The organism is Blastococcus saxobsidens (genome assembly GCF_002938435.1).
In the GTDB taxonomy this organism is placed as follows: domain Bacteria; phylum Actinomycetota; class Actinomycetes; order Mycobacteriales; family Geodermatophilaceae; genus Blastococcus; species Blastococcus saxobsidens.
Genome location: NZ_POQT01000003.1, coordinates 41,108 through 54,134 on the forward strand (window position 1 = coordinate 41,108; position 13,027 = coordinate 54,134).

The following is a 13,027-nucleotide window of genomic DNA, read 5'->3' on the forward strand; positions in this document are numbered from 1 at the left end:
CTGCTCCGGCGGGTCGGCCAGTCCGCGGTCGTCCTCGCCGGGGTGAGCGTCATCGTGTTCGCGCTGGTGCACCTCGTGCCGGGCGATCCGGTGCGGCTCGCGCTGGGCACGCGGTTCTCCCAGGAGAGCTACGACGCCCTGCGCGAGCGCTCGGGCCTGGACCAGCCGCTCCTCGAGCAGTTCTTCGGCTGGGCCGGGCGCGCGCTGAGCGGTGACCTCGGGGTGAGCTTCCGCAGCGGGGAGACGGTGACCTCGCAGATCGCCGAGCGGCTGCCGGCCACGCTCACGCTGGCGCTGGCCTCGATCCTGGTGGCGCTGGTGATCGCGATCCCGCTGGGCACGATCTCGGCGCTGCGACCCCGCTCGATCATCGACCGCATCGCCACCGTGATCAGCCAGTTCGGCATCTCGGTGCCCGACTTCTGGATGGGCATCGTGCTCATCCTGGTCTTCGCCGGGACGCTGGGCTGGCTCCCGTCGGGCGGCTACGTGCCGATCAGCGAGGACCCGGGCGCCTGGCTCCAGCGTCTGCTGATGCCGGCGCTGGTCACCGGTGTCGTGTCCGGCTCGGTCATCACCCGGTTCGTCCGCTCCAGCGTGCTGGAGGCCCTGGGCTCCGACCACGTCCGGACGGCGCAGGCGAAGGGGCTCCCGACGCGACAGGTGTTCACCTGGCACGTGCTCCGCAACGCCCTGCTCCCGCTGGTCACCGTCACCGGTGTGCAGCTGGCCTACCTGCTGTCGGGCGTCGTCGTCGTGGAGATCGTGTTCTCCTGGCCCGGCCTCGGGCAGCTGGCGCTGCAGGCGGTGCAGGCCCGCGACTACCCGGTGCTGCAGGGCGCGATCCTGCTGTTCGCGCTGGTCTTCCTGGTGATCAACCTGGTCGTCGACCTGCTCTACACCGCCATCGACCCACGGATCCGGCGATGACCGGCCAGCCGCTGCCCCCGCCCGACGCGCCGATCGCCGGCCAGGGCGACGCGAAGGGGACGTCCCCGGGGCCGACGACGCTGCGCCCGGCCCGCCCCCGCTGGCGGGAGACGCTCGGCCTGCTGGCCCGCAACCCGACGGCGGCCGTGGCCTCGGTGGTGCTGCTGCTGATCGTCGTCCTGGCGGTCTTCGACGACACGTTCGCCCCGGAGGGCGCCAACGAGATCTCGGTGACCGACCGGCTGCAGTCGCCGAGCTGGTCCCACCCGTTCGGCACCGACGACCTCGGCCGCGACATCCTCAGCCGGGTGATCCTCGGCGCCTCGGTGTCGCTGAAGGTCGGGTTCCTCGCCGTAGGTTTCGCGCTGGTGGCCGGCACCCTCATCGGCCTGCTCGCCGGCTACTACGGCAGGTGGGTCGACGACGTGCTCATGCGGGTCATGGACATGCTGTTCGCCTTCCCCGCGGTGCTGCTGGCGATCGCCGTCCTCGCCGTCCGCGGGCCCGGCTCGGGCAACACCGCGCTGGCGATCGGCATCGTCTACACGCCGATCTTCGCCCGGGTCACCCGCGCCAGCGTGCTGGGCGTGCGCGAGGAGGTGTACGTGCGGGCGTCCCGGTCGGTCGGCGCCTCGGACTGGCGGATCCTGACCCGCCACATCCTGCCGAACGCCGCCCCGCCGATCATCGTGCAGACCTCGATCAGCCTGGCCTTCGCCGTGCTCGCCGAGGCGGCGCTGTCCTTCCTCGGGCTGGGCACCCAGCCGCCCAACCCGTCGTGGGGGCTGATGCTCGCCGAGGGGCGCGGGTACATCGAGCTGGCCTGGTGGCTGGCGTTCTTCCCCGGGATGGCGATCTTCCTGACCGTGCTCTGCTTCAACCTGCTCGGCGACGGCCTGCGCGACGCGCTCGACCCGCGGCAGCGGACGCTGATGGCCGGGGGCGGGCGATGAGCGGACAGGTGCTGGAGGTGGAGGACCTGCGGGTGCGGCTGCGCACCCCGCGCGGCCCGGCCGACGTCGTCAACGGGCTCTCCTACACCGTCGGCCCCGGCGAGACGGTGGCCGTGGTGGGGGAGTCCGGCAGCGGGAAGAGCGTCTCGGTGCTCGCGCTGCTGGGCCTGCTGCCCGCGCGGGTGGCGACGGTGACCGGCCGGGCGGTGCTGCAGGGCGAGGACCTGCTGACCATGAAGCCCGAGCGGCTGCGGCAGGTGCGCGGCCCCGGCGCCGGCATGGTGTTCCAGGACCCGATGACGTCGCTGAACCCGGTGCTCACCGTCGGCCGGCAGCTCGTCGAGGGCATCCGGGCGCACGGCGACGTCTCGAAGGCCGCCGCCCGCCGGCGGGCCGCGGACCTGCTGGGCGAGGTCGGCCTGCCGGACCCGGAGCGGGCGCTGGACCGGTACCCGCACGAGCTCTCCGGCGGCATGCGGCAGCGGGTGGTCATCGCGATCGCGCTGAGCAACTCGCCGGCGCTGCTGATCGCCGACGAGGCGACGACGGCGCTGGACGTGACGGTGCAGGCGCAGATCATCGACCTGATCGAGGGTCTGCAGGCCGACCGCGGCACCGGGGTCATCTGGATCACCCACGACCTGGGCGTCGTCGCGGGCATCGCCGACCGGGTGCTGGTCATGTACGGCGGCCGGTGCGTGGAGGACGGCACGGTCGACGACGTCCTGGAGCGGCCGGCCCACCCCTACACCCGCGGGCTGCTCGGGGCGCTGCCCGACCTCGCCCAGCCGGCGGTCGACGGCGTGGTCCCTGACCTCGCCACCGTGCCCGGCACCCCGCCGGCGCCCACCGACCTGCCGGAGGGGTGCGTGTTCTGGCCGCGCTGCCCGGTGCGCGGGGACGCGCGCTGCGAGCACGAGCAGCCGCCGCTGGTGCAGATCGGCAGCGGTCCCGGGCTGCCGCACCGGGCGGCGACGTGGTGCACGGAGGAGGCGCCGTGAGAGCGACGGGCGAGCGAGCATCGCCACAGGCTGGGGGCACCTCCCGCTTGCGGGGGACAGCGACCGAGGAGCGGAACGAGCCCGGAGCCGAACAGTGAACGCCGTGACCGCCGTGGACGCGAGCGACGTGCTGGTGAGCGTGCGCGGCCTCGAGGTGCACTTCCCGGTGCGCGGCGAGGGCATCCGCAAGAAGGGCGCCGGCGTGCTGCGCGCCGTCGACGGCGTGGACCTGGACATCCTGCGCGGCGAGACGCTGGGCCTGGTGGGGGAGTCCGGGTGCGGGAAGTCGACGCTCGGCAACGCCGTCCTCCGGCTGATCCCCCCGACCGGCGGCAGCATCGACTTCGCCGGCACCGACGTCACCTCGGTGGGCGGGAAGGGCCTGCGCGAGCTGCGCCGCCGGGCGGGGATGGTGTTCCAGGACCCGTTCGCCTCCCTGGATCCGCGGCGCACGGTCGCGCAGACGGTCAGCGAGCCGCTGGAGGTGCACGGGCTGCGCTCGGGGAAGAGGGAGCGGGCCGCCCGGGTGGGGGAGCTGCTCGAACTCGTCGGCCTGGACCCGGCCGTGGCCGGGCGCTATCCGCACGAGTTCTCCGGCGGGCAGCGGCAGCGCGTCGGCATCGCGCGGGCGCTGGCCGGCGAGCCGGACTTCCTGGTCTGCGACGAGGCCATCGCCTCCCTCGACGTGAGCGTGCAGGCCCAGGTGCTCAACCTGCTGCGCCGCCTGCAGAAGCAGCTCGGGCTCACGCTGCTGTTCATCTCGCACGACCTGTCGGCGGTGCGGCACATCTCCGACCGGATCGCGGTCATGTACCTCGGCCGGATCGTGGAGATCGGGCCGGCGTCGGCGGTGGGCTCGGACCCGCAGATGCCCTACACGCAGGCGCTGCTGTCGGCGGTGCCGGTGCCGCACCCGGCCCTGGAGCGCCAGCGGCAGCGGGTCGTGCTGCGCGGCGACGTCCCCTCGCCGGCCGCCGTCCCCTCGGGCTGCCGGTTCCGCACCCGCTGCCCGTACGTGTTCGAGCCGTGCGACGACGTCGACCCCGCGCTGCAGCCGGCCGGGGCACCCGGTCAGCTGGCGGCCTGCCACCTGCACGGCGTCGTCGGCACCCCGGTCGAGCGCACCCCCGAGGGCGTTCCCGCCGAGCCCTGACGCCCGCCCCTCCCGCGATCATCGAGTTGTGCTCGCCGACACGCGCCGACGCGCCGGCCGCGGCGGCAACGACTCGATGATCGCGGGGTCAGACGGACGGGCCGACCAGGCGGGGGCGGGCGGCGACCAGCCCGATGGCCAGCTGCGCGGCGACGACGACCAGCAGCAGCACCAGCCCGGGGGCCCACGCGCCGGTGACGTCGTGCAGCAGGCCGACGGCGAGCGGGCCGGTGGCCGCCACCAGGTAGCCCACGCTCTGCGCGGAGGCCGACAGCCGCCCGGTCTGCCCGACGTCGCGGGTGCGCTGCAGGATCAGCGTCATCGCCAGCGGGAACGAGATCCCGGTGCCGAGCCCGTACAGCAGCGCCCACAGCAGCGGGGCGGCGCCCGGGGCGGCCAGCAGGCCGGCGATGCCGACGAGGACGGGGACCGTGCCCACCAGCACCCAGCCGCCCTGGCCGGGCCGGCGCACGGCCAGCGGCGGGACGACGAGCGACGCCGGGACCCCGAGCAGGGCGGCCAGCGCCACGAAGGCACCGGCGGCGACAGGGGAGACGCCGGCCTCGGCCCGCAGGATGTCGGGCAGCCAGGTGAGCATCGCGTAGAACGCCAGCGACTGGAGCCCGAAGAACAGCGTGACGGCGAGCGCCACCCGGTCGCGGAGCACCGCCGTGCGCGCGCCCTGCGGAGCGGGCGGGGGCCGGGGGACGGAGCGCCGGGCGCGGGCCAGGGCGGCCATCAGGACCAGCGCGACGAGCACCAGCACGCCCCACAGCAGCAGCCCGGCCAGCGCGCTGCCGGCGAGGTCGGCCAGCGGCTGGGCGAGGCCCGCGCCGATGCTGGCGGAGGCCGCCATCGAGGCGGTGATCATGCCGAGCACGAGGGCGCTGCGGTTGCCGTACTCGGCGCGGGCCGCGGCGGGCAGCAGCACGTTGGCGATCGCGATGCCGCCGGTCAGCAGCACCGTCCCGACGTAGAGCCCCGGCGCGCCGAGCATGCGCAGCACGATGCCGACCGCCAGCACGACCACGCCCAGCAGCACGGCGCGGTGCACGCCCACGCGCGAGGCGATCGCCGGCGCGAACGGGGAGACCAGGCCGAAGCAGACCAGCGGCAGGGCGGTGACGACGGCGAGTGCGGCGGTCGACAGCGACAGCTCGTCGCCCAGCTCGCCCAGCAGCGGGCCGACGGCGGCGAACGGCGCGCGCAGGCACAGCGCGACCAGCACGAGGACGACGGCGGGAAGCACGATCATCCAGCCGGAGCGGCGCCCGGTGGCGGGTGCCTGCTGCGTCTCGTTCCCCGCCGTCATGCCTCCATGCTGACCGCCGGGCCGCGGGCCTCTCCCGCCGGGTGGGGTCTTGTGGGCGGGTCGGCGTGCGCGGGCGAGCCCTGGTGCGGGGAACGAGGGCTCCGACCGGCGCGCCAGGGCCCTCCTTCCGCGAAGTTGCGGTCACGGGGATGCCGCCCCGCGTCGTGCCCTCGTGCGGAGAACGGGGGCTCTGATCGGCGCACCAGGGCCCTGCTTCTCCGCACGAGGGGCGCAGGGACGCCGGGCGGCGGCGGGCCGGACCGACGCACTAGCCTCGACGGCGCCAGGAGGGCTCGCCTAGTGGCCGATGGCGGCGGTCTTGAAAACCGCTAAGAGGTAACCCCTCTTCGTGGGTTCGAATCCCACGCCCTCCGCTCTGTGATGCGGGTGCGGCGTCGATCGAGGAGGGAGTACGTTGCCAGCCACGCCCCAGCCCCGCCTCTGCTTCGGTATGCGCCTGGGGCTCTTTCATGCCCGCCGCTCGCTCACCCACCTGGCGCCCTGTCAGCGCCGAGCCACGATCACCGGCGTGAGCGCCAGCGCCCACGCCACCTTCATGCAGGTGCGGGGCAACTGACCCGCTGGCGCGCGACACGGACAGCCGCCGGCGCCGGCCGGCGGGCCGTTCCGCGTCTGCGAGCAGTCGGGCGCGGCGGGCAGTGCGCGTCGTCGGCGCGTGCCGGCCACCGGAGTGCGCCTCGGCCGCACATCGCTCGGCGGTGCGCGCCGACCCGGGCGCGGGTGGGCGCCGACACGCCGCCCCGGGAGGTCGTCGCCCCGCGGGTGGTCGAGCGGTGACCGTGTTTCCGCAGGTGGGGGCCGCGCATGTCGACAAAACGGTGCGCCGGGGAGGGGGTCACCGTGCGGGTTCGGGCCGCGCCGCAACGGTTGTGTGACGGGCGGTCAGAGCCGTGCCCCGGACTGCCGAGGACAGCGGTTCGCGCCTCTAGCGTTCTCCCTGTTCGCGGGACTTCCCCACCGCGGCGGTAGGTGCTGAGGAGAACTTCGTGACCATGGGCGCGATGGTGCTGTGGCCGGCTGCGGCGACGATGGGCTTCCTGTTCATGACAGCGGTCGTCGTCGTCCTGGGAGCCGGGTCGACGGCCCGCTACGAGTTCGAGCGCAACGGGGCCCGCGCGCCGCAGCCCGTGGCGCGGGCCCCGATCGGCAACCACCCGGCGGGGCGTCGTGCCCCGGGCCGTCCCGCCGACGCCGCCCCGGCCTCCGCGCAGCAGCCGCAGGCCGTCGCCGTCGCCGTCCGCCCCGCCCCGGCGCCGGCCGGTGAGCTGGCCTGGTGGCTGGTGTCGGAATCGGCGCAGGTGGTCGCCGGACCGTTCGCCGACCGGGTCGACGCCGACTGGGCGGCTCTCGGCGGCGAGCTGTCCGCGGTGAGCGTCTTCGGGGCCCGCCGCGCCGACGGCACCGTCGCCCCCCGCCCGTCGCCGGAGGACCGCGCCTGGCTGAGCGAGCTGGGCGACCAGCTGGACCGGCTGCCGGACGACTGGGACGCGCTGCTGACCGACACCGACCCGCTGACCACGCTCGTGGTCGAGGTGGCCGCGGCCCTGGTGGAGTCGGGCCTGCCGCTCTACGACGCCGCGCCTGGTGCCCCGGCGGGAGGGGTCTGCCTCTCCCCGGAGACCAGCTGCGGGGGTGTGCTGGTCAGCTGGCGGACGCACGACCGGATGAGCGTCCAGGGCTCGCGCGGACCGGCCGCCGACGCCGCCGTCCAGCAGCTGATGAACCTCGCCGTCGCGGACACGCTCGCGCAGCTGGGCTTCGTCGTCCAGACGTTCGGGGAGGCCGGCGCCGCGCTGGTGACCGCCCTCCGCTGAGGCGGTTCCCGCGGAATGCAAGCCCCTGGTCACCCGATGGGGGGACCCGCCTGCGGGGCGGGGCCGGTCGTGCCGATGCAGACGGGGTGAGGATCCCGCCGTCGCTGCGAGCGCGCGAGCCGCGCGCCGCCGCCCGGACGGCGGTGCTCGTGCTGCTGATCTGCGCCGGGATGCTGAGCCTCGTCGGGCTCCTCGGACCGGCCTCCGCCGGTGACGCGGGCCCCCGGGTGATCTGGAGCTGCGTCGTCGGCCTGCTGCTGGTCGCGTCCGTCCTGGAGCTCATCCCGCCGGAGCTACTCGACCGCGCCGGCGCCTTCCTCCTCCTGGCCGTCGGTGGGGTGACCGTCCTGGCGGTGCTGGCCATCCAGGGCGGCGGGACGTCCACCCGCGCGCAGGCCTTCCTGGCCTTCGTCGTGCTCTACGCCGGCTTCCACCTCCGCCCGACCGCCGCGGTCATCGCCACCGCCTACTCGGTCGTGGCGGGCGCCGTGATGCTGTTCGAGGACGCCGGGACCGCCCGCGCCGCGTTCAGCGAGTGGGTGTTCTTCGGCGCCATGCTCTGCGTCATCGGCGGCCTGCTCATCCGTTCGACCAGCAGGCAGGAACGGCTGGTGGTCGCGCTCAAGCAGCAGGCCGACGTCGACGCCCTCACCGGGCTGGTGACGCGGCGCGTCCTCGACGAGGCGCTCACCCGGGCGCTGTCGTGGGGGACGGGCACCGAGGGCACCGCCCTCCTGCTCATGGACGTCGACGAGTTCAAGTCCATCAACGATGCGCACGGCCACCTCGCCGGTGACGACGCGCTCGTCCACCTCTCCACCATCATCAAGCGGCAGACCCGGTCCACCGACGCCGTGGTCAGCCGGATGGGCGGCGACGAGGTGGCCGTCCTGCTCCGCCGCTGCTCCCGGGAGACCGCCGTCCGCCGCGCCCAGCAGCTCCTCGACGCCGTGCGGGGCGAGCCGCTGACGCTGCCCGACGGCAGCCTCTACGGCTTGTCGATCAGCCTCGGGGTCGCCCACGTCGAGCGCAGCGCCGGCGACCTGCGGGCCTTCTACGCCGCCGCCGACGACGCCCTGTACGCCGCGAAGCGCGGTGGCCGGGGTCGCGTCGAGGTCGCCGTCGCCTGAGCGCGCGGGTCAGCGCAACCGGCGGGCCGCGCCGGCCAGGGCGCGGGGCGTCAGCCGCCCGTCGGCCAGTCCCAGCGCGACGACGGCGTCGAACACCCGCTGGTCGTCCCCGGCCGCCCGGAAGACGGCGTCCATCAGTGCCGGACGGCGGCTCAACCGGGACGCCACCGAGGAGTGGCGCAGGTGCCGGCCGAGGCGGCTGCCCAGCTCCCGCCGGTACGCCGCGCCCGCTCCGGCGCCCGCGCCGGCCGCCCGCCCGGCCAGGGCCCCGGACAGGACGGCGTAGAAGATGCCCTCGCCGGTGAGCGGGTTGATCAGCGAGGCGGCGTCGCCGGCGAGCAGCACCCGGCCGTCGGGCTGGCGTGGCCGGCCGGTGCTCAGCGGCAGGCGGTGCGCCTTGAGCCCGGCGGGCGAGATGCCGGGCAGCAGCCGGTGCAGTCCCTCCACCAGCCCGGCGCGCGTGGCCCCGCCCGAGACGAGCTCGCCGTAGCCGACGTTGACCCGCCCGTCGCCGAGCGGGAAGGACCACGCGTACGCCGGCCAGCGCTGCTCGGTGGTCACGATGACCTGCACGCCACGCTGGCCGGGCGGCTCGGGTGCGTAGCCGCGCAGCGCCACGGCCAGCTGGGTGGGCAGGTTGCGCTGGACGCGCAGCGCCCGGCGGACCACCGACTCCGCACCGTCGGCGCCCACCAGCACGCCGGCGGTGATCGCGCGGTCCAGCTCGACGTGCCCCGCCCGGGGCCGCACCTGCCGCACGTGGTGGTGACGCAGGACCGCCCCGGACTCCTGCGCCGCGGCGACCAGCCGGGCGTCGAGCACCGAGCGGGGGATCACGTAGGACGGCCGGGCGGTGGCCCGCTCCACCGTCGTCCCGCGCGGGGAGGTGAGCCGCAGCCGGGGGACGGCGGGGTATCCGTCGGTGACGGATGACGGGTCGACCCCGAGCCCGGCCAGGACGTCGAGGGCCTCGGCCGCGATCCCGTCGCCGCACACCTTGTCGCGCGGGAAGTCGACGCGGTCGAGCACCAGCACGCGGGCCGAGGGGTCGGCCCGCCGGGCGGCCAGGGCGCACGCGGCTCCGGCCGGGCCCCCTCCCACGATGACGACGTCCCAGTGCTCCACGGTGCTGACGTTAGGCAGCGGGCGCGTTCAGTGCCCGACGGGGCGCGGGACGCCGTCCCAGTTCTGCGCGAGCAGGCGCCGCCAGCTGTCCAGGTCGTGCGCCGCGGGTTGGGTCGAGCCGATGAAGTCCAGCAGCGTGTCGCAGAACCGCCCGGGCTCGTCGAGGTGCGGCCAGTGCCCGGCGTCGTCGAAGACCTCCACCCGGGCGCTGGGCACCAGCTCGCGCACGGTCTCGGCGTGCCGCGCCGGCACGATCGGGTCGCGACCGCCCCAGACGACGAGCATCGGGATGGAATCGGCGAGGTAGAGCCGGTCCAGCGCCGTGACCGCCTGGCCGCGTGCGTCGACCACCCCGCGCAGCGTGCGCAGGAACGCCCGCCGGGCCTCGACGTCCTTGAGCGCCAGCAGGGCGTCCACCGCCTGGGCGAGGTCGCCGACGCGCCGCCAGCCGGTCGCCCGGCCGACCCTCTCCACGCCCTGCAGGCCGGTCCGCAGCGGGCCGGAGACGCCGGCGAGGGCGGTGACCACGAGCTCGGCCCCCGGCAGCGTCGCGGCCCGCAGCCCCGCGGACAGCTCCGGGCCCAGCCCACCGCTGCCCACGAGCGCCAGCCGCTGGCACCGCTCGGGGAACTGGTAGGCGAACTGCAGCGCGATGCCGCCGCCGAGCGAGTGCCCGACGACGGTCGCGCGCTCGACGTCCAGCACCGAGAGCAGGTCGCGCATGCCGTTGGCGTAGGCGGCCAGGGAGTAGTCGCCCCGGGGCTTGTCGGAGTTGCCGTGCCCCAGCAGGTCCGGCGCGATCACGGTGTGGGTCTCGGCCAGGCGGTCGATCACCTTCGCCCAGGTCTGGCAGTTGTTCCCGATGCCGTGCAGGAGCAGCAGCGCCGGCCCGTCCCCCGCGCGGATGAAGGCGCGCTTGTGCCCGTGGACGATTCGGCTCTCGGCGACCTGCGGGGACGGCATCACCCCAGTCCACCACGATTCGTGTTGCCGCGAGGTTACGTCTACCCCGGCCCCCTGCAGGGGCCCGCCGCGAGCTAGCGAGTGGCGGGGGGCAGGGGGTCCTTTCGCCACTTCCGTGGCGGGGGCTCGTAGTGCTGCACGAAGGACAGCAGCTCGGGCGCGTCGGTGACCACGCCGAGCGCGTCCAGCCGCCGCCCGTCGAGGTAGCCGTCGTCGACCATGCGGCGCAGCTGGGCGAGCAGCGGCTGCCAGAAGCCGTCGACATCGAACAGCGCCGTCGGCTTGGCGTGCAGCCCGAGCATGCCCCAGGTCCAGGCCTCGAACAGCTCCTCGAGGGTGCCGGCCGCGCCGGGCAGCGCCACGAAGGCGTCGGACAGCTCGGCCATCCGCGCCTTGCGCTCGTGCATCGACTGCACGACCTCCAGCCGCGGCAGGCCGGGATGGGCCAGCTCGTCGTCGACCAGGTGCTGGGGGATGACGCCGACGACCTCGCCGCCGGCGGCCAGCGCGGCGTCGGCGACGACGCCCATCATCCCGACGTGCCCGCCGCCGTAGACGATGCCGACGCCGGCCCGCGCCAGGCCGGCGGCGAAGGCGGCCGCTGCCTCGGCCTGCGCGGGCGGTCCGGCGTGGGAACCGGTGAAGACGGCGATCCGCACGCGCGGATCAGCCGCCGTAGTAGCGGTAGACCGGCTCGGCGATGCAGACCGGCTTGTCCCCGCCCTCGCGCTCGATGATCGCGGCCAGCGTCAGCTGCAGGCCGCCGGCGACCTCCTCGACCGCCTTGAGGGTCGCCGTGAGCCGCACCTTGGCGCCGACCGGGACGGGCGAGGGGAAGCGCACCCTGTTCAGGCCGTAGTTGACGCCCATGACGGTGTCGGTGACCACCAGGACCTGCGAGGACAGCGGCGCCAGCAGCGACAGCGTCAGGTAGCCGTGGGCGATCGGGCCGCCGAACGGGCTCTCGGCCTTGGCGCGCTCCACGTCGACGTGGATCCACTGGTGGTCACCGGTGGCCTCGGCGAACTGGTCCACGTGCTCCTGGGTGACCTCGTGCCAGTCGCTGCTGCCGAGCTCGGTGCCGATCAGGCCGTCCAGTTCGGCCATGGTGGTCGTGGTGCTCACGTCGACGCGTCCTTCCGCGGGGGGCAGTGGTGTCCGGCGGACAGTCATCCTCTGCCCACCGGGGTGGGCAGAGGATGACGTTCCCGCCGAACACCTTGCCGGGCTCGCCGTGGCAGCGCGCGGCCGGGTTGACTGGGGACGTGCTCACCTCGACCGACGGCTGGGCCGTCTGCGCCCAGGGGCACCGGCACTGGGGCCGGGCGGGCGCTGCCGGACTGCTCATCCACCGGGACGGCGCCGAGGGCCCGGAGCTGCTGCTGCAGCACCGTGCCCGGTGGTCGCACCACGGCGGCACCTGGGGAACGCCCGGCGGCGCCCTGCACGACGGGGAGGCGCCGGACGTCGGGGCGCTGCGCGAGGTGTGCGAGGAACTGGGCCTCACCGCCGGCGACCTCGTCCTGGGCGTGCACTCGGTCGACGACCACGGTGGCTGGGCGTACACGACCGTGCTGGCCAGGCCCGCGCGCCCGATCGAGGCCGCCGACCTGCGGCTCGACGGCGAGAGCGACGGCGTCGCGTGGGTGCCGGTGGCCCGTCTCGGCGAGGTGGAGCTGCACCCCGGCCTGGCCGCCTCGCTCGGCCGGCTGCGGCCGTTGCTGGACGGACACGCGCACGAATAGATCTCCGGGTGACGGGGCACTCACGCCCTGATGTCCCCGCCGGTAGCCGGTGGGGAAGCAGCACCGAAGCCCGAAGGAGCCGGCCCTGTCCCGCCACGCAGCTCGCACCGGACGCCACGAGGCCCTCGGCTCCGGCGCCGGCCGTCACGGGCGCCGCGACCGTCGCCGAGGGGCCCTCCTCGCGCTGGCCCTGCTCTGCGCCGGGCTGCTCGTCGCCGTCCCGCTGACGTTGATGCTCCTCGGCGGGGGCGACGGCGGGGACGACGCCCCGTCGTCCTCCCGCGACTCCGACGGCGTGTTCCGGAACGACCCCGACGTGCCGGGCGGCGCCGCGGCGCTGACCACCGAGGCCCGGCGGACGCCGGCCCCGAGCGGTACGCCGCTGTCCCCGGCCGGCAACAGCGGCGCGGGATCCGACGCCGCGGACGGGGACGGCGGGTCGGCCGGGAGCGGCTCCGGAACCGGTGGGGCGGGCACCGGCGGCTCGGGCAGCAGCGGCTCCGGCTCCGGTGGATCCGGCCTCGGTGGATCCGGTTCCGGCTCCGGCTCCGGTGGCTCCGGCTCCGGTGGCTCCGGCTCCGGCTCCGGTGGCTCCGGCTCCGGCTCGGGCACGGGTGGCGGTTCCGGTTCGACCGGTGGCGGCAGTGGGACGGCAGGCGGCGCCCCGGCGCCCGCCCCAGCCCCGGCGCCCGCGCCCGCGCCGGCACCAGCCCCAGCCCCGGCGCCGACCGAGCCCGCTCCCTCGCCCGAGCCCCAGCCGTGCGGCTGCGACCGCGACGGCGACGGGCTCGACGACGTCACCGGTGCGGTGCTCGACGTCGTCGGCGGCGTCACCGACCCGCTCGACGAGGTGGTCGGCGGGCTGCTCGGCCTCAGGTGA

General features: G+C 75.5%; 14 protein-coding genes and 1 tRNA gene. 10 read left to right on the forward strand and 5 right to left on the reverse strand.

Going from position 1 to position 13,027, the window contains the following annotated elements; translation table 11 throughout:
* The 4 genes from C5507_RS02575 to C5507_RS02590 all read left to right on the forward strand — a co-directional run bounded on the left by C5507_RS02575 (position 1) and on the right by C5507_RS02590 (position 4,037).
* The gene (locus C5507_RS02575) at positions 1–930 is read left to right on the forward strand and encodes an ABC transporter permease (RefSeq protein WP_278044352.1); all 930 of its coding nucleotides are present in this window, start codon (positions 1–3) and stop codon (positions 928–930) included.
* A complete protein-coding gene (locus C5507_RS02580) occupies positions 927–1,883 on the forward strand; it encodes an ABC transporter permease (RefSeq protein ID WP_207225892.1) in 957 nt (318 codons plus the stop codon). The genes C5507_RS02575 and C5507_RS02580 overlap by 4 nt, the downstream gene beginning before the upstream one ends.
* The gene (locus tag C5507_RS02585; protein ID WP_104526980.1) at positions 1,880–2,884 is read left to right on the forward strand and encodes an ABC transporter ATP-binding protein; all 1,005 of its coding nucleotides are present in this window, start codon (positions 1,880–1,882) and stop codon (positions 2,882–2,884) included. The genes C5507_RS02580 and C5507_RS02585 overlap by 4 nt, the downstream gene beginning before the upstream one ends.
* A 103-nt stretch (positions 2,885–2,987) precedes the next feature.
* Positions 2,988–4,037 carry an ABC transporter ATP-binding protein gene (locus C5507_RS02590; protein WP_104527107.1) on the forward strand — a complete coding sequence of 350 codons (1,050 nt, stop codon included), beginning with the start codon at positions 2,988–2,990 and terminating at the stop codon, positions 4,035–4,037.
* An 88-nt stretch (positions 4,038–4,125) separates the two neighbouring features.
* Here C5507_RS02590 and C5507_RS02595 read toward each other — a convergent pair whose 3' ends face one another.
* The gene (locus C5507_RS02595; RefSeq protein ID WP_104526981.1) at positions 4,126–5,349 is read right to left on the reverse strand and encodes an MFS transporter; all 1,224 of its coding nucleotides are present in this window, start codon (positions 5,347–5,349) and stop codon (positions 4,126–4,128) included.
* A gap of 286 nt (positions 5,350–5,635) precedes the next feature.
* Here C5507_RS02595 and C5507_RS02600 point away from each other — a divergent pair.
* The 4 genes from C5507_RS02600 (at position 5,636) to C5507_RS02610 (ending at position 8,314) form a co-directional block, all read left to right on the forward strand.
* A tRNA-Ser gene (locus C5507_RS02600) sits at positions 5,636–5,723 on the forward strand.
* Positions 5,724–5,764: 41 nt separating this feature from the next.
* Positions 5,765–5,926: a hypothetical protein gene (locus C5507_RS22065; protein ID WP_158657464.1), complete on the forward strand. Its 162-nt coding sequence runs from the start codon at positions 5,765–5,767 to the stop codon at positions 5,924–5,926.
* A gap of 436 nt (positions 5,927–6,362) precedes the next feature.
* Positions 6,363–7,184: a hypothetical protein gene (locus C5507_RS02605; RefSeq protein ID WP_242611396.1), complete on the forward strand. Its 822-nt coding sequence runs from the start codon at positions 6,363–6,365 to the stop codon at positions 7,182–7,184.
* Positions 7,185–7,270: 86 nt separating this feature from the next.
* Positions 7,271–8,314 carry a GGDEF domain-containing protein gene (locus C5507_RS02610; RefSeq protein WP_104526982.1) on the forward strand — a complete coding sequence of 348 codons (1,044 nt, stop codon included), beginning with the start codon at positions 7,271–7,273 and terminating at the stop codon, positions 8,312–8,314.
* Positions 8,315–8,323: 9 nt separating this feature from the next.
* Here C5507_RS02610 and C5507_RS02615 read toward each other — a convergent pair whose 3' ends face one another.
* The 4 genes from C5507_RS02615 to C5507_RS02630 form a co-directional block, all read right to left on the reverse strand.
* On the reverse strand, positions 8,324–9,439 hold the full coding sequence (locus tag C5507_RS02615; RefSeq protein WP_104526983.1) for an NAD(P)/FAD-dependent oxidoreductase: 1,116 nt from the start codon (positions 9,437–9,439) through the stop codon (positions 8,324–8,326).
* A gap of 27 nt (positions 9,440–9,466) precedes the next feature.
* Entirely contained in the window at positions 9,467–10,402 is a 936-nt protein-coding gene (locus C5507_RS02620; RefSeq protein ID WP_104526984.1) for an alpha/beta fold hydrolase, read from the reverse strand.
* Positions 10,403–10,476: 74 nt separating this feature from the next.
* A complete protein-coding gene (locus C5507_RS02625) occupies positions 10,477–11,061 on the reverse strand; it encodes an LOG family protein (RefSeq protein WP_104526985.1) in 585 nt (194 codons plus the stop codon).
* 7 nt (positions 11,062–11,068) lie between these two features.
* Complete coding sequence (locus C5507_RS02630) at positions 11,069–11,527, reverse strand: MaoC family dehydratase (protein ID WP_278044334.1); 459 nt, start codon at positions 11,525–11,527, stop codon at positions 11,069–11,071.
* Positions 11,528–11,601: 74 nt separating this feature from the next.
* Between C5507_RS02630 and C5507_RS02635 the strand changes: the two genes are divergently transcribed.
* Both C5507_RS02635 and C5507_RS22780 read left to right on the forward strand, forming a co-directional pair.
* The gene (locus C5507_RS02635) at positions 11,602–12,147 is read left to right on the forward strand and encodes an NUDIX domain-containing protein (protein ID WP_242611279.1); all 546 of its coding nucleotides are present in this window, start codon (positions 11,602–11,604) and stop codon (positions 12,145–12,147) included.
* A gap of 49 nt (positions 12,148–12,196) precedes the next feature.
* The gene (locus tag C5507_RS22780; protein ID WP_207225893.1) at positions 12,197–13,027 is read left to right on the forward strand and encodes a hypothetical protein; all 831 of its coding nucleotides are present in this window, start codon (positions 12,197–12,199) and stop codon (positions 13,025–13,027) included.